Source organism: Prevotella denticola (assembly GCF_900454835.1).
GTDB classification, from domain to species: domain Bacteria; phylum Bacteroidota; class Bacteroidia; order Bacteroidales; family Bacteroidaceae; genus Prevotella; species Prevotella denticola.
In genome coordinates this window covers 290,700-311,446 of record NZ_UGTM01000002.1, presented here as the reverse complement: position 1 = coordinate 311,446, position 20,747 = coordinate 290,700, and the positions used below count along the sequence as shown (strand labels likewise).

At 57.9% G+C, this 20,747-nt stretch carries 10 protein-coding genes; all 10 read right to left on the bottom strand.

The features are described from left to right. Positions 1 to 6 precede the first annotated feature (6 nt). The gene (locus tag DYH27_RS09405) at positions 7 to 930 is read right to left on the bottom strand and encodes a zinc-binding metallopeptidase (RefSeq protein ID WP_029216353.1); all 924 of its coding nucleotides are present in this window, start codon (positions 928 to 930) and stop codon (positions 7 to 9) included. Between the two features lie 198 nt (positions 931 to 1,128). Beyond that, on the bottom strand, positions 1,129 to 2,814 hold the full coding sequence (locus DYH27_RS09395; protein ID WP_025067755.1) for a RagB/SusD family nutrient uptake outer membrane protein: 1,686 nt from the start codon (positions 2,812 to 2,814) through the stop codon (positions 1,129 to 1,131). A 21-nt stretch (positions 2,815 to 2,835) separates the two neighbouring features. Further along, positions 2,836 to 6,144 (bottom strand): SusC/RagA family TonB-linked outer membrane protein, encoded by a 3,309-nt coding sequence (locus DYH27_RS09390; RefSeq protein WP_025067754.1) that lies wholly within the window; start codon positions 6,142 to 6,144, stop codon positions 2,836 to 2,838. A gap of 529 nt (positions 6,145 to 6,673) precedes the next feature. After that, the gene (locus tag DYH27_RS09385) at positions 6,674 to 10,384 is read right to left on the bottom strand and encodes a DUF6383 domain-containing protein (protein WP_025067753.1); all 3,711 of its coding nucleotides are present in this window, start codon (positions 10,382 to 10,384) and stop codon (positions 6,674 to 6,676) included. A 311-nt stretch (positions 10,385 to 10,695) separates the two neighbouring features. Next, entirely contained in the window at positions 10,696 to 13,071 is a 2,376-nt protein-coding gene (locus DYH27_RS09380) for a S8 family peptidase (RefSeq protein ID WP_025067752.1), read from the bottom strand. Then, positions 13,068 to 14,666, bottom strand: coding sequence for a hypothetical protein (locus tag DYH27_RS09375; protein WP_029216352.1), 1,599 nt, complete (start codon positions 14,664 to 14,666; stop codon positions 13,068 to 13,070). The genes DYH27_RS09380 and DYH27_RS09375 overlap by 4 nt, the downstream gene beginning before the upstream one ends. 961 nt (positions 14,667 to 15,627) lie before the next feature. Next, on the bottom strand, positions 15,628 to 16,074 hold the full coding sequence (locus DYH27_RS09365) for an RpiB/LacA/LacB family sugar-phosphate isomerase (protein WP_004351776.1): 447 nt from the start codon (positions 16,072 to 16,074) through the stop codon (positions 15,628 to 15,630). A 65-nt stretch (positions 16,075 to 16,139) separates the two neighbouring features. Further along, the gene (locus DYH27_RS09360) at positions 16,140 to 18,155 is read right to left on the bottom strand and encodes a transketolase family protein (protein ID WP_029216351.1); all 2,016 of its coding nucleotides are present in this window, start codon (positions 18,153 to 18,155) and stop codon (positions 16,140 to 16,142) included. Between the two features lie 547 nt (positions 18,156 to 18,702). Next, on the bottom strand, positions 18,703 to 19,380 hold the full coding sequence (locus DYH27_RS09355) for an NUDIX hydrolase (RefSeq protein ID WP_025067750.1): 678 nt from the start codon (positions 19,378 to 19,380) through the stop codon (positions 18,703 to 18,705). A 179-nt stretch (positions 19,381 to 19,559) separates the two neighbouring features. Further along, positions 19,560 to 20,720: a galactokinase gene (galK, locus tag DYH27_RS09350; RefSeq protein WP_004351761.1), complete on the bottom strand. Its 1,161-nt coding sequence runs from the start codon at positions 20,718 to 20,720 to the stop codon at positions 19,560 to 19,562. Positions 20,721 to 20,747 lie beyond the last annotated feature (27 nt).

Below are 20,747 nucleotides of genomic sequence, written 5' to 3'. Positions count from 1 at the left end.
TCTTCATTAGTTGAGATTCGTCAGATTGTAATTTCCGCTGACGACATCGTTCTCACGTTCGATGACGGCATCGCGCACCTTGTCGAGGTCGATTCCGAAGGATTCCTTGTAGTATCGCTTGCAGATTTCGAGCTTCTTGTTGATGGCTGTCACGCCGGGCTGCTCTTTGGCAGCGTTCCCTTTGTCATCCTTGATGACGGCCTTTGCCAGAATGGCATTCCACTGTGCGGGCGTCGAGATGATGTAGGTGCTGACAACCTCGGCGATGTCCTCGCGCTCCTCCTTCTGCGAGTAGGCGGTCACGAAGCCGCGCTGCTCGAAGCCCGTTCCGTACTTGCTCGAGCTCCAGGAGTCGTTGACATAGTCGTTGGGGGTCACCTTTCCGAACTCGCGCGGATAGTCTTTCGTCTGGTTGACGATATGTACGAACTCGTGGTGGATGGTCTTCAGGTAGTATTCGTCCAGGTAGGCACGGTTGTTCTTGTACCTGTCGAGGTGGTTGACACCGAGCAGGCGGATTTTCTTTCCGCCTTCGGCCGTACCGAGTTTGATGTTTCCGCTGTTCTCGTACTCGAACTCGCCGAGGAAGCTGAAGAGCTTCGGGAAGTAACGGCGTGTGAAGTTGATGCCGGCGGCCTGCGTGTAGGCTTCGACGCAGGTGTACTTGATGATGTGTGCCAGTTCGACGGACTGTGCCGAGTCGGCCGGCACGTCGTAATAGGCCATGTCCGACTCGTTGTCCTCGTAACGCCACTGTATCTGGATGTTGTAAGGCGACACGAAGTTCTTGTACAGCCACTTGTCGAAGGCGGTTTCTGTCGTCGTGGAACGCTTGATGACGCTCTCACTTGACAGGTCGTCGTCGGAACAGGAGGCGAACCCTGCCGCAACGGCTGCCAGGAGCGATAAAGCCAATATGTTCTTTTTCATTTCTTATTCCTTGATTATTGATTCGTCATTCGGTGTCCGGAACCGGTCTTGCAGGATGCGGGCTGCCCGCCTGTTCTGCTGTTCCCGGTGCCTGGGAAGGTTGTTCCCGGTGCCTGGGAATCGTATTCCCGACGGCCGGGATTCATGTTCCCGACGTTCGGTAACGGGCGGACCGGATTCCGGAAGCATTCTGTTAGGTTAAAGCCGGGCCTGTCCTGCGTACTTCGGCCGTGGGGTGTACGTATAGCCCGGCTTCGTGTACTGGCTGGGTGCAACGACTTTCGGATTGCCCATTACGCCGGCCGCACGGATGCTCTGCGGAATCTGCACCACCTGCCGGGGGTCGTCTTTCTTGAGCCAGTCGAGGTTGCGCAGCGGTTTTCCGTCGGCACCGATCAGGCGGCGCGGGATCTCGATGTTGTAGCGTTTGATGTCGAACCATCGCAGTCCCTGGTGTACCGTCTCGATGCGACGCAGGTCGAGTACGCACTGGAGCAGCGACTCCTGTACGGAGCCTTCGGCGCCGATGGTGAAGCGGGGGCTGAGGTGTTTCTTGATGCTCGGCTTGAGTTTCGCTGCATCGTCGTAGGCGTAGGGCAGGGCATCGAAGAATGCCTTTACGCTTGCCGGGGTGAGCGTGACGCTTGTCTTGAAGAAGTTCTGCATCCACGTCGTCATGTCGGCGCAGGCAGCATCGTCCTGTCCGAGCATGATTTCGGCCTCGGCGCGGTTGAGGAGTGCCTCGTCGATGGTGAAGTCGACGTTCAGCGTGCGCAGATAGCCCGAGCCGGTCGTCTTGTTGAGAATCTCCACTTCACGCGGCAGCTTCATCGTCATGGCGCAGTCTACCTCGCCCTGGTTGATGGTGAACGGCTTCCAGATGAGGCCAGACTCCGATCCCCAGATGTTTTCGCTCTCCGTCAGCTCTGTCTGCGACAGGTAGTTGGTCAGGGCGTAACGCTTGTATAGCCCCCAGGGAGCGAGTGCCATGCCGGCATAGCTGACGCTCGTCTGGATGAGCAGGTTGCATTCCGCCTCCACGTTGCAGTAGGCTTCGGCAATCTTCACGGCCTGCGAGGAGTTGCTCAGCGGCATGGCCTGCAGGGTGCGGTAGTCGCGCAGCGAGGCACCGGGATTGCTGCCCAGGAGCTTGTCGGCGTATTCCTTGGCCTTGTCCCACTTCTCGTAATAGAGGTAGAAGCGGGTGGCGAAGGCGTAGGCGGCCTTCTTGTTGAAGTGGTACTTCGGCACCTTGTAGCTGTCGTTGATCAGCGGGATGCCGGCCTCGATGTCGGCGGCTATCTTCGCATAGTCCTCTGCCACGGTACCGCGGTTGGCCTGTGCAGTCGTCTCGGAGAAGTCGGCCACCTCTGTGGCATAGTAGATACCGGGGTCGGTCTGGCTGGTCTTGGAGTTGTAGGCACGGCTGAACTCGTTGACGAGCACGAAGTGGTTGTAGGCGCGCAGCAGCAGTGCCTCTCCCTCGGAGTTGCGGAGCGATGCGTTGGTGGCGCCTCCGAGTTCCTGGATGGCGTTCAGAGCCTCGTTGGCCTTGTAGATACCTTCATAGTAGATCATCCAGATGTGTTCCGGTGAGTCGTTGCCGCTTTCCGTGTCTTCCAGCCAGAAGAACATCTGGTCGCCCTCACGGTCGCCCATGCTGTTGTGCGGACCCATGTAGTCGGTGTTGTCCGACATCCACTCGTTGATGAGTGTCGGGGTGCGGTCGGGGTAGGCTGTCACGAGCAGACCGGCCACTTTTGTCGGGTTGTCCAGCGTGGTACGGTTGTCCGGCAGCGTGTTCAGCTCGTCGGAGCAGGAGGCGAGCAGTGCCGTCGATGCGAGCATCAGGCCGCTCTTGTATATGATATTCTTTATTTTCATAATTCCGTCTGTATTAAGAGTTTAAAGACCTAATCTCAGTGTCAGTGTGAACTGTTTCGGCACCGGAGCCGCTACACCGCCCGTATTGAAGAACTCCGGATCCTGTCCGTTCAGTTTCTTGTCGGCATAGAACAGGAAGAGGTTGGTAGCCTGCAGCTTCAGAGCCAGACTGTTGATGCCGATGGGGCTGATGAGAGATGCCGGGAAGGTGTAGCCCAGCGAGATTTCCTTCATGCGGATGAAGTCGCCCTTGGCGATGCGTGCGTCGGAGTAGTTGTAGCTGTTGTAGGCTACGTTGAGCTGCGAGTCGTTCCGGTTCTGGCGGCGTGTGGCGATGGCCGGGATGTCTGTCGTCGCCTCGTTGCCGCTGTATGCCCAGCGGTTGCGGAACTCCTTGGGCAGTGCGTCCATGTCGTCGTAACGGTTGCTGAAGACCGGATTGAGTCGCACCTTGTTGCCGAAGCTGTAGGTGATGAAGACGTTGAGGTCCCAGTTCTTGTAGCGGAAGACGTTGCCGAACGAGCCGGTCGTCGTCGGGTCGGCCGGTCCTTCATACTTGAGGAATCCGATCTTGTCCTGGTCGCGTTCCTGGAGGTAGATGCCGGAAGTCGTCCGGTTGCCGTCGGCGTCCCAGAAGGTCGGCAGACCGTCGCTGCTGAGTCCTGCGAACGGAATGCTGAAGATGGAGTTCACGGGATAGCCTACGAGGCTGTAGCCCGTGCCCTGTACGAGGTCGATGACCCGTGCATGGGTGAAGAGGCTCGTGATTTCATTGTGTGTCCAGGAGAAGATGAAGTTGGTTTCCCAGCTGAAGTCCTTGCTCCTGATGTTCTGCGTGTTCAATGAGACTTCGACACCGTTCGACTTCATGGCGGCGACGTTGGCGAGGTTGTAGGACCCGAGGTTCGGATGGTTCACATAGCCGATCAGATCCTTGTTGCGCCGCCAGTAGAAGTCGGCGGTGAGGTTGATGCGGTTGTCGAGGAAGCCGAAGTCGAACCCGAGGTTGAACTCATGTTTCTTCTCGTAGGTGAGGTTCTTGTTGCCGAACTGCTCTTTGTAGCCGGTCTCCTGGACGGTCGTGAACGGCCGCCAGGGCACTACCGCCGTGAAGATCGGCAGGGAGTTGGTGACCGGCGGGCGGTCGCCGGTGAGCGAGTAGCTCAGACGGAGTGTGGCGTGGGTGAGCGCTTTCTTGAAGACATCGGCGAACCAACCCTCCTCGTGTGCGTTCCATGCGCCGGAGACGTTGTAGGTAGGCAGCCAGCGGGCGGATGTCGCTTTGCCCAGATAGTTCGTACCCTCGTAGCGGAAAGTACCCGTCACCTGGTAGCGCCCTTTATAGGAATAGGTGCCTGTTCCGAAGTAAGCCAGGCTGCGGATGTGGGTGTTCGCGAGCGAATAATAGTATGTTCCTTCCTCCTGGAACATCTTGAAGGCACGGTAGTTGAGCTTGGCAATCTCGCCTGCGTCGAACATCATGCCCCATTCCCGGTCGAAGGTCTGCTTGCGGTCTACGCTGTTGGTCTCCATACCTGCATAGAGGTTCACGATGTGCGTGTCGTTGAAGACATCGTTGTAGGATGCCGAGAAACGCGAGTCCCAGCCGAAGAAGTGGTTGCCGGTGCGGTCGAGAATACCGCCTTCCGGCAGGACAGACTCCGGCAGAGCGAACGGATTGTCAGGGTCGGTATAGAGGTAGGGATTGGCATCGCGGATGGTCGTCGTCCCCATGGCCCGGTAAGCCAGTGCCTGGTTGGAGTTCTCGCGCACGATGTGTTCCATCGTCGAGGCGGCGCTCTTGACGGCCACCAGGGCGGTGAGCTTCACCTTCGAGATGGGTTTGTAGTCGACGCTCGCCTGGATGCGGAAGTCGTGGACATTGAGGTCCATGTAGTTGTTCTCCAGCTCGTTGAAGATATTGAACGGCGCATAGTTGCGGGTATAGAACACGTTGGGGTCGAGTGTACGCGACGTGTTCAGCGAGTAGGAGTAGGGGTTGATGTCGAACGCACGGCTGACAGTTCCCGATGCCGGGTCGACGGTCCGGGTCAGCGAGCCCGGTGCGCGCTGCTTGCGGTAAGAGGCGTTGGCGATGAGGTTCAGGCCCACCTGCTTGCTGATGTTGTAGGTGGTGTTGAGGTTGCCGGTGTAACGCTGTACACGGCTCGCCTTGTACCATCCGGGGTCGTACATGGCGGAGAGGGAGGCATAGTACTGTCCCTTGTCCGTACCGCCCGATGCGCTGACGGAGTGGTTGTGCATGATGGAACTTGAGAAGAGCTGGTCGAACCAGTCGGTGTTGCGGTACTCGGCAGCCCGCAGGTAGGTATCCCGTGCGTCCTGCGTGTTCTCCAGTCCGAACTGTCCCTTGGTGGCATCGTACTCGGAGAGCAGCTGGTACATATGTCCGTAGACACCGCTCGTCGAAGCGTTGGCAATCTCGGCATAGTTCAGGTAGCCCTTCTTCTCCAGTTCCCGGTAGACCTCCATCTGGTCCTGCGAGTTCATGATGTTGAAGTTGCGGTAGCTCGGCTTCAGGCGCAGCGTGTATTCGCCGGTATAGCTGAGGTGGCTCTGGCCGGCTTTACCCTTCTTCGTCGTGACGACGATCACGCCCGCCATGGCGCGCGCACCATAGATAGATGTGGCAGAACCGTCCTTGAGGATCTGGAAGCTCTCGATGTCGTCGGCGTTCAGGCCGGCGATGGCGGAGGATATCAGGGTCTTCGCATCACCTGACGACAGGGAGCTTGCATCGACATTGGCAATGTCTTCCATGATGACGCCGTCGACTACCCACAGCGGCTTTGACGAACCGAAGATGGACGTGGCACCACGCACACGAATCTTCGGTGCCGTACCGAATGTACCCGAGACGTTCTGGACGCTCACGCCGGCGGCGCGGCCTTCGAGCGACCGGCTGACGTCGGCCATACCGTCGATCTTCGCCTTGGAGGCGTCGATCTTCGTGGCGGCACCCGAGAAGAGACGTTTGTCCTGCTGGGTCATACCCGTCACGACGACCTCGGTGAGCTGGTGGTTGTCATTGGCAAGCACCACCTTCATGCCGTCCCTGGCGGTGAGGGTCTGGGTGGTCATGCCGATGTAACTGACTACGAGTTTCTTTCCTGCAGGAACATTGAGCGAGAACTTTCCGTCGATGTCGGTGACCGTTCCTGTCGTGGTACCCTGTACCATGACCGAAGCACCGACGACGGCTTCTCCGTCTTCCTGAGAAACTACGGTACCATTGATTTTTGCCTGGCCGAATGCCGTGCCGATAGACAGGACGAGTCCAAGCAAAAATAAAGTGAATCTTTTCTCCATAGATCTCTTTCTTGAATGTTAATGAATTATTGTTGTGTAACAGTTTCTCTCAATCTGCACCCCTTTCCGGCTGGTGGGGGAGGCGGTGATAGGCGGATGATAAGCGATGGTGGGCGATGATAAGCGATGGTGGGGTGTTGGGTATTGGGGGCGATGGAGCGTATATGGTTTATGTGAAGCCCTGATGGATGGTAAGGGCTGCTGCGCGGTTTACTTAGGAAACTTTAAAGGTTACGTCTCCTTCTGATTGCAAAATTAATAAATATTTAGAGGGAATGCAAGTTTTTGACAGAATAAATTACATTTCTTCTTAAAAATAGGGTAATATGTTGTTAATTTTAAGCAGAGGAGGGTTTCTGATACACTTTAAAAAGCCCTCCCCAAATCGCTCGGAGAGGACTTGGGGAGGGGATGACGGGGGAGGGAAGCCTCCCCAAGCCCCTCCGAAAGAGGGGATGGGGTAGGCGATGATGGGCGGTGATGGGCAGTGATAGGCGATGATAAGCGATGATAGGCGATGATGGGTGGCTTATCTTACGCCTACCTTGGCAGCCTTGTTGCCCACACGTACGATGTAGGTGCCGCGGGGCAGGGCGATACGGACTGCATCGCCGGCAGCCTTGCCCTGGTAAGCCACCTTGCCGTCGATGGTGTAGACGGCGACAGTGTGCTTCCCTGCACCGAGGACGGTGATGCCGCCGTCGGTGAGCTGTACCTTCACGTCCTCGCCGGCATGGACATCATCGATGCCGGTCGGCGTGAACTCGATGTAGTTCGTGTACAGGAGCGCATTGGGGAAGTTGCCGTTGGCCAGCACGCAGACGAGCTTTGTGAACTTCTTGTTGAGTTTCAGCGTGGTAACACCGTTCTCGACCGTGTACTCGTCACCGGCGGTCAGCTCCTCGCCCTGCAGTTCGCCGTCCACATACTGTACGTTGCCGTCGAACCATCGGTAGGTAGTCGGTTCACCGCCTACGACGGCCTCGGAGCTGAGGTCGACCTTTCCGTCGACACACTTGACATCGAGCGGTGCCTGGAGGTTGTAGGAATACCGGTTGAACGGTCTGCCGTTGTTGCTCGGCAGCGGCATGGTTGAGAACTTCAGACGGTTGCCGACGATGTTCAATACCGACAGATTCGGGCATTGCGACACGTCTACTTTCGTCAGCTTGTTGGCGTTCAGCCAGAGCTGTTCCAGTGCCGGGAGCCTGTCGAGCGACACGCTTTCCAGCTCATTGTTGCTCAGGTCGAGGTTCCAGAGGTTCGGGTTGTCGAGGCTGACGCTGGTCATCTTGTTGCTCGAGAGATAGGCCAGTCTGAGGTTCTTCGCCTGTGAGAGGTCGAAGGTCTGGAACTTGTTGCCGACCAGCGAGAGTGAGAAGAGTTTCGGGAACTTCGTAAGGTCGATCTCGCTCAGCTCGTTGCCGTCGAGGTTCAGGTCGGTCAGGCCGGGTGCTGCGGCAGGAAGCGTGATGTGCTCCAGCCCTGTATTCGCCAGCGTGATGAGCTTGGCATCTTTCAGCCCCGAGAGGTCGGCCTGGCTCATCTTGACGTTCGACACGCTGAAGATCTTGAGCTTGTCGTCGGCCTCGGCTACGAGCACACGCACTTTCGTGTTCTCCTTCGACTTGGCGCGGAAGAGCTTGTAGGCCGTCCCGAGGGTGTACTGGGTCACGTTGCCGTCGCCGTTCCACTCGAAGTAGACCGACTTGCCCGGCACGTAGCTGGCCAGAGAGAGCTGCACGCTGTCCGTCTTGCTGACCGTCGTGAACGATGCCAGCTCGTGCTGCGGCATGGCGATCGGATGCACGCAGGTCGTCTTGAAGACGTCGGCACCCTTGAAGTCGGGATAGCCCGGATGGGTCATCTCGCAGTAGATGGAGTCGAGTGCGAGGTTGAGGAACTTCGCCGACCCGTCCGTGAGGGTGTAGTCGGTGCCCAGCTTCAGCGTCTCTCCGCCCTTCTTCTTCCATACGAACTGCGTCTTGGCACCGTTCCGTGTGATGTTCTGTTCGGAGAGGTCGATGCCCGGCGAGGAGGTGGAAATCTGCAGGATATGCTGCGGTGCGTAGATGAACCTGCCCTGCGGCAGTCCGAAGTCGGAAGGCATATTGCCCAGCGTGAAGCGGTTGCCGCTGACGTTGAGCTTTGCGACCGGTGCGACCGGCGGAATCTTCACCTCGTCGAGTTCATTGTTCGACACGTTGATGTCCTCGATGAGCTCGCTGTGGTTCAGCAGGACACGTGTGAACTTGTTGTACGACAGGTCGAGCGTACGCAGGTTGTCGGCATCAGACACATCCAGCTTCTCCAGGTTGTTGTGGCTGACGTTGAGCCGGCGCACGGCATAGAGGTCGTTGAAGCGGATGGAGTCCAGCTGGTTGTGGCTCAGGTCGATGTCGGCGAGCTTGCTCTTGTAGAAGTAGGACGACGGTCCGCGGAGGTCGACGAACCGGAGGCTGTTGCCGGAGAGGTCGAGCTTCTCGAGCTTGTTGTTGTAGCCCATGTCGATGGCGGTCAGGCCGGCGTTCCGGAGCGAGAGCGTGCGGAGTTCGGTCAGTGCGGAGAGGTCGATGTTGTCGATGTACTGTCCGTCGGACTCGAGCGTCGTCACGTAATGGTCCTGCGGCACGTAGACGATGATGTTGCCCGATCCCGTGCGCACGTCATTGATGTTCGCAGTTGCGGGATGTTCGGAAGTCACCTTGAGCGGCTTCGTCTCGCCGCTGCCCAGGTCGACCTTCACCGTGACCGGCTTGTCTTCCGTCGCGCCGAGGATGCCGACGGACATCTTCACCGGCGAGCCTTCCGAGCCGAGGCTTGACAGCTCAATGGCCTTCACGTCCTTTCCGAAGTCTTCGGCGGTCTTCACCCGGAAGTTCTCCGTACGGATGGGGTAGGCCTTGAGGACGCTGTTGGTGTACTGTACGAAGACCTCGTCGTCGAGTGCCTTCTTCAGCGTCACCTTGCCGTCCTTGTATTCATAATAGGTGTCGTCCAGCTCGACGGGCTTCGTCGGGTCCTTCTTCGGGACACGGAAGAGCCGTCCCTGCGTGGTCGTCTTCGCGCGGAGCACACGGCTGCTGAGGTCGATGACATCGCCCACCTTGTAGGTGTCGTTCAGCTCCATCGGGTTCTGCTCGTGGTAGTACTCGAACCAGTTGCCCGGCCAGGGGAGCGTGGCGAAGTCCATGTAATTGTAGCGCACGTTGACGCTGTAGAGGTCGGGGTTGTGGCTCACGTCGAGGCTGTGCAGCAGGTTGCGGTCGCACGAGAGGGTGAAGAGTCTGGGGTTCTGGCTGAGGTCGAGCGTCTTGAGGTTGTTGCCGCCGCAGTAGAAGTAGTATAGCTCCGGACAGTGCGTCACGTCGATGTTGTCGAACTTCACGTCCGTGTTCACCGTACCGGAGGAGTGGGAGATGTAAAGCTGTGTGATCTTCGGGTTGTGGCTGAGGTCGAGCGTCTTCACCCGTGAGTCGCCGACGTTCAGGATCTGCAGCTCGGGGTTCTGCGAGAGGTCGACCGATTCCACGCTCGTCATGTCGAGACTCAGCCGCTGCAGCTTGGGGCAGGCGGTCGGGTCGACGGTCTTCAGTCCCAGCGTGTGGTAGGCGTCGAAGGAGCGGAGCTTGGGGAAGTTGCGGAGCGTGAAGTCCGGGGAGAGGTGTCCGATCTGCGGAATCTCCAGCACGACGAGTTCCGGCATGCTGCCGATCATCAGCGGTGTGGACTTCGTGAAGAGGTTGTCCTGCAGGTAGATGACGTTCAGCGTCTGCAGGCGGTCGATGTTGAGTGCGTTCAGCGCATTGTGTTCCAGGTTGAGCACATGGAGCTTGAGGTTGCTGCTGAACTCGATCTGGTCGATTTCGTTGCCCGAGGCATTGAAGAAGTAGAGGTTGTCGGGGTCGCCGGTGATGGTCACCCATCCTTCGTCGGAGACCGTGCCGGTGAAGAGCGAGCCTTTGATGGAGATGTCGCCGTTATCCGACTCTACCTTGGCCTTCTTCACGTCGAACTCCTGTTCGCCGGCTCCACAGTCGATGCTGACGGTCATGTCCTGGTCCGTCGCACCGAGCACGAAGGAGACCTGTGCCGCTATGCCGCTGCTTTTCGCCTTGGCGGGCACGTTGGTGTGGAACCTGATGAGCTGCTCTTCCTGTGCATGCACGGCGGCGGAGCTCCACAGCATCGCCATCAGCAACAGAAAGACTGACGGCAGGAAAGTAAACTTTTTCTTCATACGATTTGGTAAATAATATTTAATTCCGATTTTTTATGTCTCAGCCGGGGAACGGGTAACCGCTCGGCGGGAAGTGAAGATTCCGGCGACTGCAACCTACTGGTTCACAGCAGATTGAATCCCTGTGCGGAAAAGGTGCTCAGTTGCATGGCAAGAGGGCCTCGTCTGCACGTCAATCAGGCCTTGCCCGACGTGCTGTCAGGCCTTACTTGGAAGGCAGGCAACGCCCTCTTGCTTCTCCACTGACTTTGTTCTGTGCTTTGAGTTCTGAATTTTCATTACAGAATCTCTGAGCGGCAGGGAGCTGCCGTTTAATAGATGACGATGCGCTGTGCCTTGCTGCCGTTCACCTGGATGAGATAGACACCCTTCTGCCAGGCGGAGGCGTTGACGCTGGTCTCGTCGCCCTGTGCCGATTGCACGTGGACAAGCTGGCCGCCGGGCGAGTAGACACGCACCGTGAGCGGTGCCGCACCGGCGAGGAAGACATCGAACGAACGCTCCCCCGTCATCGTGATGACAGGCGTCTCCCGGTTGCCGGCTGTCTTCACGCCGCTGATGCCGGCGGACTGTTTCTCGCGCAGCACCTGCTTCAGTCCGGCGTAGGCATCGAACTTGCCGGCCCCCCACTGTACCGGGTCGCCGGTGTTCTTCACGAAGTCGTCCTTGCGGGCGGTCTCCCTGATGATGCGTTCGACATCCTTGCAGGTCAGCTTCGGGTTCGCCTCCAGCCACAGGGCGATGGCTCCGGCGACGACCGGCGTGGCCATCGACGTGCCGAGCGACTGGTGCCAGTAATAGGTCTTCTTGCCTTTCGTCAGCTTGCCCTGCAGGGCCGCCTGCGTGTAGCCCAGGTCGGGGTTCTCCACGGCGTAGGTGTTCACCGAAGAGATGACGGACGCTCCCGGCGCACAGACGAGCGGCAGGTTCCGGCCGTCGGCCAGCGTGCCGAACGACGAGAAGCGGGATGCCTCGCCTGCGGGGAAGTCGTCTTCCTGCCCTTTCTTGTTGTATCCGTAGACGAATCCGTCGATGGAAGGCCAGTGGTTGCGCACGTTGTAGCTGCCTACGGTGATGATGTTCGCCGCACAGGCCATGTCGCTGATCGATCCGTTGCGTGTTCCGCTGACGAATCCCACCTGCTGGTTGTCGTCGAAGTAGATGTGCTGTGCGTCGCCGTAGACATCGACGCGCTGCCCGGCTTCCTTGCTCTTGATTTCCAGTGACAGCTTGTAGTTGCCGTCCTTGTTGGTCGTCTGGTTGTCGCTGGTCATGATTTCCGCCATGGCATAGTAGCGTCCTGTCTCGGGATCTTTCATCGATGCCACGCTGACGTAGCCGTCGAAAGCCTTGGCGAAGGTCTGGTTGATGACGGCCCCCGTCATGGAGTAGTCGCCGCCGGAGGCGTAGGTCGTCGCCTGTCCGTTCGAGTTCGTCAGCACGGGGATGCGTACGGCGGCACGGTTGTTGCGCCTCGTATTGGTCACGACGATCTGGAATTCGAATTCGGTGCTGTCGTTGCTGTAGGCGGCAATCTGTCCGTTGCGGAGGTTGTAGTAGGTCTTCTTGCCCGACGGAAGCTCCCCTGTCTGCATCGGCGTGAGGAAGGTCTTGACGGTCTCGCCGGCATCGGTGAAGGTCTTCTTCAGGGCCACGGCACGGTCGGCTTCGTTGCCGGCCGCCACGCAGATGATGGCGTGCTTGCCCTCTTCGGCCAGAAACCTGTTCATCACGCTGGTGGAGTCGTGTGCGCCGAGGTTGCTGCCCAGCGACAGGTTGATGACGCAGGGCTTGGGCTCCTTGCCTGACAGGAGCGCATACTGCACGGCATCGTCGACACCGAATGCGATGTACTGGTCGCGCAGGTCGCCGCAGGAAGCCACGATCTCCGACTCCGTGGCACAGCCGTAGAAGGGGTTGGGCTTCTGCACGTTGTGGGAGACGTCGTTGTCCTCGGTCACGGCATAGGTGATGTCGCCCTTGTACCCGCCGGCCATGATGCCCGTTGTGTGCGTGCCGTGGAAGTTGGTGTTGTTGTCGGTCGTGAAGTCTTCGATGGCGTAGCTGTCCGCCTTGTTCTTCATCGTGTCGAGCACGGCGCGCGGGTAGTAGTTGTCGTATTGGTAACCTTTGGGGTCCTGCTGGCTTGCGGTGATCTTGCTGATGTAGCCGAAGCGGGTCGTGCCGTCGGGCTTGAGGAAGTTGATGTGGTTCGGGTCGATGCCGCCGTCGACGATGCCCGTCACGACTCCCTTGCCGGTATAGGCCTGCGGCAGGTCGATGCCCTGGTGGATCTTGTCGACGCCGATTTCCTTGCGGACGATGTCCATCTTCTGGTACATACGGCGCGGCAGCTCCATGCGGTGGACGCATTTCAGGGCCGAGATGCGCTCGACATCGGCCAGGGGAACGACGGCGATGGCGATGCCGCCGCGCATACGCAGTACTGTCACGCCCTCTGCCTCGAGCTCTGCACGGCCGTTGCCGTTCTTGAGTTCGATCATTGCCATCGTGTTCTGCGGGACACTCTGCCGCCGCTCGAACGTGCGGGTGCGGCTGTTGTAGGTGGGGATGGACGTGTTGCGGAGCCTGTACAGCTCCATCTGGCTCTGCAGGTCGAGCTTCGACTGTCCGAAGGCTGCGGCTGCGAGAGCGGCACAGAATGCTGTGAGTAGAATCTTTCTCATCGCTTGTTGATTGCTGTTTTTTTACCGTTGATAATATATATTCCCTTGGACAGGCCTGTTCCCTGCACGCGTGTGCCGTCGAGGCGGTAGACTGCTGCCTCTCCGCCGCGTGCCTGTCCGATGGTTCCGATGCCTGTGGGGGCGCCCTTGAGGAACACCTCCAGGCGGTCGTTGTTCTTCAGGTCGAACTCGAAGCTGGTGCCGCCGGGGTAGGAGGGGGCGAGCTTCGTGTCGTTCAGTTTCACTTCCATCTTGCCCAGGTCGTTGCCGTAGGCTGCGAGCAGGAAGTGATGGTCGTCGGTCGAGAACATCACGGTGTTCTCGCCGGTCTGCATCGGCACGGTGCTGTGGTCGGAACGGTAGAAGTTGAAGCCGTAGCCGGCGAGGCTGATGTCGTCGATGAAGACGGTTGCCTTCTGGTCGCACACGACGGCCGAAGTGGTGACGTCGATCTTCATACCCTCCGTCAGTCTTATGTTGTAGGCTCCGTCATAATCGGCCGACTGTGCCGTGCCGTCGGCCTTCACCGACTCGATCCTGCAGCCGCTGTTGGGCTTCAGCTGGATGAGGTTGTTCTTCTCGCTCAGCTCGAGGGTGTTCTCTCCGTCGCGGAGGGTTATCACCTTGTTGTCATAGCTCTGGCCCTCGTAGGCGGTGATGTTGGCCGCCTTGTCTATGGTCAGCGTGGCCTTCACGGTGGCGTACCTGTGCGCCTGGATGTCGAAGGCGGTGGCTTCTCTGACGTAGCGTTCATAGGTGCCGTAGACCGTCACGGGGGTGCCGTTCACCTTGAAGGCATCGAGGGAATAGTTCGTCTTGTCGAATTTCAGCGACAGCTTCGAGCCGGCCTTCACCGTGAAGCCGGCCTCCAGGAAGTTGCTGACTGCCGTTCCGTCGACCGTCACTTCTGACAGGACACCCTTTGCCGAAGCGTCGTTGAATTGGAAGGTCACCGGACAGTCTGTATCGGGATAACCGGCTGTGATGACGATGGTGCTGCCCTGCCTGGGCACGACGAAGTACTGGCCGTCAGAGGGCACTACGTCCTGTCCGTCGACCGCCACCTTATATATAGGGGCTTCCCCATAGTTCCTGTTGCTGATGACGAGGGTCTTCTCCGTGTTGGGAATCCATTTCACGGTATTGTCGCCGTCCGTCAGGTCGACGGTGGTCTGCGACTCGTAGCGCATCATCTTCACCTTTGCGGCATGGTCGACCGTCACCGTACACGAACCTGTGCGGGCGGCCTCCAGGTCGCCGCTCTTGACGGTGAACATCGCATTCCGGTCTGATTCGGAGATGTAGAGGCTGCAGCTTGTCAGTCCGGTGATGGTCTGCTGAGTGGCGTCTCCTGCGCCGGTCGTCTTCGTGACGCTCTTCAGATAAAAGCCCTGTCTGGCCTCGATCTGCACCGAACCGTACTGGGGTACATTCACCGTATTCGTTCCGGTGACGACGGCGACAGGTGCGTAGTTGACTTTCACAGTCACCCTGGCGGCATCGTCCACCTTGATTTTCACGGGCGTATCGGCCTTTGCGGCTGCTGATGTCAGTGCCAGTACCGCCAGGAAAACGAAATAGTAAACCTGTTTCATATATTACGTTTTGATTGTGATTGTCTATCGGGAACCAGTGATTTTTTTGTTCGCAGTGCCTTCCCTGGTGGAATGTATTGCAGACAGCTTCTTGTGGATGCCTGCCTGCAAGAGGAACAGGCTGCTGTCAGACACTCCGGTGCAAAGATAGATATAAATTATAAAAGAAAAAACCTTTTTCCCTCTTTTTTTTATTGTTTTATATGGATTGGATTGCAAATTGTTTCTGTCTGGTAAGTTTTTTCAGTATAAGCCGGTCATTCCTTTTGCCATATTTATGACAGTGACGGGAACAAAACCCATCTTCTTCCAGCCGTGCTGATGCCCGACACTGGCCGTGCTGTCGGTGAATACCGGCCGTGTTGAGGGCCCGCACACCTGCAATCTGCCGCCCGGTAGGAAACCGCCTGTGGTAAATGCCGAAGGTCAGCGTACCTTTTCTGATGAGGGGGGCTGCCTTTCCAAAGACGATGAGAGATTGCCGGCTGAAAGGAAGTTACACATAGAAATCCATGACATTCAGGTTTTGCCGGACAGTGATAACTGCGAATAGGTAAGGATTCATGTCTTTCAGGTTCTGTCTCCGGGAAGGGGGAAGGCTGTACGGAGCACATCTCCGATGCGGGAGGGGGGGATCGTTGAGAAGAGAGGGGGTGTGTTGAGAGCTGTCTTGACTCCCTGTCCATGCGTATTACGGAAGACAAAAAAGGCAGTAACATCCCCCCATCCACGGTCTGTTTCCGGAGGATGGGGAGATGCACAGCCTTCTTGTGTTGTTCAGCAGGGCTTCGGCAGGAAGAAGCCGCATATAATTCCGGCAGTCAGAAAAGGTGCGGTCCGGACAGGTTGTTTTGGATAGTCATTTACAGGGAAAGCCTGTGGAAGGAATGTCCGGCACGTCCGGTTTCTGACTGTATGTAATGTCTTGGAGACAATCAGGACAAGGCGGTCAGAGAACGCCTTATGCCTGCTGGATGGCGATCTTCCTGACACGGCGTTCGTGTCTGCCGCCTTCGAATCCTGCCTTGAAGAACTCGTCGAGGATTCTGCCGGCAGTCTTGTTGTCGATGAATCTGCCTGGAAGGACCAGGACGTTGGCATCGTTGTGCTGACGTATCAGTTCGGCTACGTCTTTGTTCCATGCCAGTCCGGCACGCACACCCTGATGCTTGTTGAGTGTCATCGCCATTCCCTCGCCGCTTCCGCAGATGGCGATGCCCGGATAGACCTCACCTTTCTCGATGGCTTCGGCCAGCGGGTGGGCGTAGTCGGGATAGTCACAGCTCAGGTCGCTGTTGCAACCGAAGTCCTTATATGGATACTTGTGTTCTTCCAGATACTGGATGACGAACTGCTTCAACGGATAGCCTGCGTGGTCGCAGGCAACTCCTACTGTCTTAATTTCCATAAGCTGTTTAGGTTTTATGAGCCTCTGCGTTCCCGGCGGGGGAGTGCAGGACTCAGGTTAAACGTCTATGCTAAAAAAGCTTTCACTTGCCTGTACACATTCTCGGCGGTGAAGCCCAGTTTCTCGTCGAGCACCTTGTAAGGAGCGGAGAAGCCGAAGCTGTTGAGCCCGTATACCTTTCCGTGCGCACCGACCAGCCCCTCGAGCGTCACGGGGAGGCCGGCTGTCAGACCGAAGATTCTTGCGTCCTCCGGCAGTACCTGCTCCTGGTATTCCCTGCTCTGACGGCGGAAGAGGCCCTCGGACGGAGCGCTGACGACCCGCACCTTCACTCCGTCCCGGCGCAGGAGTTCTGCACCGTCGAGGCAGGTGGAGACCTCTGATCCGCTGGCGACGAGGATGACATCGAACGGCTCGTCAGAGCCCTTCACGATGTATGCGCCCTTGCGGGTCAGCTGGTAGTCGGTTCCTTCCGGCAGGCTCTTCACGTTCTGCCGGGAGAAGATGAGGGCCGTCGGCGTGTCAGTATTCTCCATGGCCATCTGCCAGCAGACGGTTGCCGCATCGCTGTCGGCAGGGCGGAGCACACGGACGGAATCCTGTCCGGCATGGTTCTGCAGCTTCTCCATCAGGCGGATCTGCGCCTCCTGTTCGACAGGTTCGTGGGTAGGACCGTCCTCGCCGACACGGAACGCATCGTGACTCCATACGAATTTCACGGGCACCTGCATGAGGGCCGCCATGCGGATGGCCGGCTTCATGTAGTCGGAGAAGACGAAGAATGTGCCCATTGCCGTGACAACGCCGCCATGGAGCATCATGCCGATGCACATACATGCCATGGCCAGTTCGCTTACGCCGGCCTGGAAGAAAGCACCGCTGAAGTCGCCGCGGGTGAAGGAATGTGTGTGCTTGAGAAAGCCGTCGGTCTTGTCGGAATTGCTGAGGTCGGCAGATGACACGATCATGTTCGGCACCTGTTCTGCCAGCAGGCCGAGGCAGGCTGCCGATCCGTTGCGTGTCGGGATGTCACGCTTCTGCACAAGACCGCTCCAGTCGATCTCCGGTGTCTTGCCGGAGAACCACTGGTGCATCTGTGCCGCTTTCTCCGGATTCTCCTTTTCCCAGCCGGCCTCCGCAGCATGGCGTTCAGCCACGATTTTCCGGAGTTCGGCTGCACGGTCATCGTAGAACTGCTGTACTTCAGGGAAGATTCTGAACGGGTCGTCGGGATCGCCGCCGAGGTTTTTCACCGTATTTATATAGGCATCGCCTCCGAGCGGTGCGCCGTGTGTCTTTATGCTGTGTTCGTAGCTGCTGCCGTCGGCCTGGCGTGCGCCTTTGGCCATGACGGTGTCACCGATGATGAGGGTGGGGCGGTTCTCTTCCCTGTTGGCAGCGGCGAGTGCCTCACGGATGGCATCCGGGTCGTTGCCGTCGATATTCATGACGTTCCATCCCCATGCCCTGTATTTCATGGCCGTGTCTTCATCCATGACGGCTCCGCATTCGGTGGAGAGCTGTATGTCGTTGGCATCGTAGAACATGATGAGGTTGTTCAGTCCGAGTGCGCCTGCCAGTCTTCCGACTTCTGCGCTGACGCCTTCCTGGACGCCTCCGTCGGAGATGTAGGCGTATATCTTGTGCTGCATCATGGTGTGTCCGAGGCGTGCCTCGAGGAATTTCTCTGCCACGGCGGCTCCTGCGGCATAGGCGTGTCCCTGTCCGAGCGGGCCTGATGAATTTTCAATGCCGTGTGCGAGGTCGCGTTCCGGATGGCCGGGTGTGACCGAACCCCACTGGCGGAACTGCTTGATGTCGTCGACCGTGAACTTTCTCTGGAGGGTCAGTGCCGCATAGAGCATGGGCGACATATGCCCCGGGTCGAGATAGAAACGGTCGCGTCCTGCCCATTCCGGCCGGTCCGGATCGTAGACGAGGAATTCAGAGAAAAGAACATTGATGAAGTCGGAACCGCCCATGGCGCCGCCCGGATGGCCTGACTTGGCCTTTTCAACCATTGACACTGCGAGTATTCTAATGTTGTCCGCTGCACGGTCCATCAGTTTCTTGTCGTTCATATATAGATTGGATTTAAATTTTTATAATGCAAATATAGAGATAAATAAGGAGAATTCAAAATATTGGGGTTACATTTTTGATAAATTTGTCTTGAACACCTCAAAAGGCTGTTGTCCGGGGGGTGCGGGCATCGTTCGTGCCCAGGACTTCTCTGTGGATGGAGCGGACCGGCTGAATGTCGCGCCTGACAATGTCCTGCGGATAAAACGGATTGAGCGGACGAGACACGTGGTTTCATGCAGAAATCAGTATGTCGTCCTTAAATGATCGGCAGGGACGGACGTGCGTGGCTGTCCCTGCGGGTGATGTTTAACTGCCGGCAGCTTCCGGACCGACGGCATGATCGCACGGTGCCGGGTACTCACACGGCTGGTGTCTGCCAACGGCACCATAAGTGATGGGCGGCAGCACGCAGGCAGAAAACAGGAAGATGAGTTCTTTCCTGTCGGTACCGTATGCGTCAAGATGATGATGACAGAACTTGAACAGGGGAAAGTCTGCCGGCCGGCGGTACCTGGCTTTGTGGACGGGCGTTCTTGCCTTCCTTTACAGCCTGTAGACGGAAGTGTCCTTGAAGGCCTGCCGGTTGAAACGGTAGAGGGCTGCGCCGCGTTTGCTGGTGACCTTGTCGATGAGGCTGGTCTTCTCAATGAAGTCGGTCTGCTTGATGCGTTTCCGGAAATTCCGCTTGTCAACTTCCGCACCGAGAATCGCCTCGTGGACGTGCTGCAGCTGCGTGAGGGTAAACAGTTCCGGCAGCAGGCTGAGGCTGACGGGTGTCTTGTTGAGCAGCTTGCGGAGCTGGCTCAGAGCCATCTGCACCATGGCGATGTGGTCGCCGTAGAGCTCTGGAATCTTGTCGATGTCGACCCACTGCAGGTCGTTCTTCTCCAGCAGCTGCCGGTCGTAGTCGGGCGCGTTGATGAGTGCGCAGTAGGCGATTGATATGACGCGGTCGCCGGGGTCGCGGTCAGTCTCCCCGAAGGCGCCCACCTGCAGCATATAGATGTCCTTGATGCCTGTGCATTGGCAGAGCACCCGGTTGGCGGCCTGTTTGAGGCTTTCGTTCTCCCGGACGAACCCGCCGTACAGCGAGAGCTTTCCGCTTCCGGGTTCTACCTTCCTTTTCCCTACGAGCAGCCTGAGCTTCTTGTCTTCAAACCCCAGTACGATGCAGTCCACCGATACCAGGATCTTGGGCTCACCTTTATAGTATTCTTTCATGTTGTAGATTTTTTTGATTAGCGATGTAACATTGTTTCTGACATGGCATGGAGTCGTGTCCGGGACCGCCGGGAACCAGACACGAAGAGCTGAACCCCGTGAGGAATCCAGCTCTTGTGTATGCCGGTGAAGACCTGTCCCTGCGGAAAAAGACCGTCTTCCCGGATGTTGAAGCGGTTTCAGCAGACCTTGTGCGACCCCTCACTGATGACTACCGGATAGACTTCCGGCGCATGACCGTACTTCGCTTTGAACTTCTCGGTCGCATCGGCAACGAACCTGTCATACAGTTCGTCCTTGACGAGGTTGATGGTGCAGCCGCCGAAGCCGCCGCCCATGATGCGCGAGCCGGTCACGCCGTTCTCACGGGCGAGGTCGTTGAGGAAGTCGAGTTCCTCGCAGCTTACCTCGTACTCCTTGCTGAGGCCGTGGTGGGTCTCGTACATCTTCTTTCCGACGGTCTCGTAGTCGCCTGCCACGAGGGCGTCGCAGACAGCGAGGACACGGTCCTTCTCGCCCAGTACGAAGTGGGCGCGTTTATAGTCTTCAGCGCTGACTTCCGCCTTCACGGCCTCCAGCTCGTCCCAGTCGGCATCCCGCAGCGTCTCGAACTTCTTGCCGGGGAAGTGCTTGCCCAGTGCGGCGACGACGTTCTCGCAGCTCCTGCGGCGGTCGTTGTAGGGGCTTCCTGCCAGTTCGTGCTTCACCTTCGAGTTGACGAGCACCAGTCTGTAGCTCTTTGGACTGAACGGGAAGTACTCGAACTCACGGCTGCGGCAGTCCAGGCGCATCAGCTTCCCTTCCTGTCCGAAGACGCTTGCGAACTGGTCCATGATACCGCAGTTCACGCCGATGTACTTGTGCTCCGTTGCCTGTCCGGCGAGAGCGATGTCCCATTTCGGCACCTTGTTGCCGGCAAACAGGTCGTTCAGCGCACAGCCGAAGCAGCTCTCCATGGCTGCCGATGAGCTCATGCCGGCACCGAGGGGAACGTCGCCGGCAAAGGCGATGTTGAAGCCTTTCACGTCGACGCCGAGTGCCTTGAACTCCTGTACCATGCCGTAGATGAAGCGGGCCCATGTGGCGCGCGGCCCTTTCGGATCGTCTACCTTGAACTCCACCCGGTCCTTGAGGTCGATGGAGTAGCACATCACGGTGTCCGTACCGTTGGGGCGTACTTCCGCCATGATGCCTTTATCTACGGCACCGGGGAAGACGAACCCGCCGTTGTAGTCGGTGTGCTCGCCGATGAGGTTGATACGTCCCGGCGAGAAGTAGATGTTGCCGGTCTTGCCGTCGAAGTGTTTGATGAAACGGCTTCTTACGAATTCAATGTCCATATCAGTAATGTTTTTAGTTGATGGTCT

Bases quoted from the DNA above. Each gene is read 5' to 3' on its own strand.
- DYH27_RS09405 (WP_029216353.1), bottom strand. From the start codon at position 930: ATGAAAAAGAACATATTGGCTTTATCGCTCCTGGCAGCCGTTGCGGCA.
- DYH27_RS09395 (WP_025067755.1), bottom strand. From the start codon at position 2,814: ATGAAAATAAAGAATATCATATACAAGAGCGGCCTGATGCTCGCATCG.
- DYH27_RS09390 (WP_025067754.1), bottom strand. From the start codon at position 6,144: ATGGAGAAAAGATTCACTTTATTTTTGCTTGGACTCGTCCTGTCTATC.
- DYH27_RS09385 (WP_025067753.1), bottom strand. From the start codon at position 10,384: ATGAAGAAAAAGTTTACTTTCCTGCCGTCAGTCTTTCTGTTGCTGATG.
- DYH27_RS09380 (WP_025067752.1), bottom strand. From the start codon at position 13,071: ATGAGAAAGATTCTACTCACAGCATTCTGTGCCGCTCTCGCAGCCGCA.
- DYH27_RS09375 (WP_029216352.1), bottom strand. From the start codon at position 14,666: ATGAAACAGGTTTACTATTTCGTTTTCCTGGCGGTACTGGCACTGACA.
- DYH27_RS09365 (WP_004351776.1), bottom strand. From the start codon at position 16,074: ATGGAAATTAAGACAGTAGGAGTTGCCTGCGACCACGCAGGCTATCCG.
- DYH27_RS09360 (WP_029216351.1), bottom strand. From the start codon at position 18,155: ATGAACGACAAGAAACTGATGGACCGTGCAGCGGACAACATTAGAATA.
- DYH27_RS09355 (WP_025067750.1), bottom strand. From the start codon at position 19,380: ATGAAAGAATACTATAAAGGTGAGCCCAAGATCCTGGTATCGGTGGAC.
- galK (WP_004351761.1), bottom strand. From the start codon at position 20,720: ATGGACATTGAATTCGTAAGAAGCCGTTTCATCAAACACTTCGACGGC.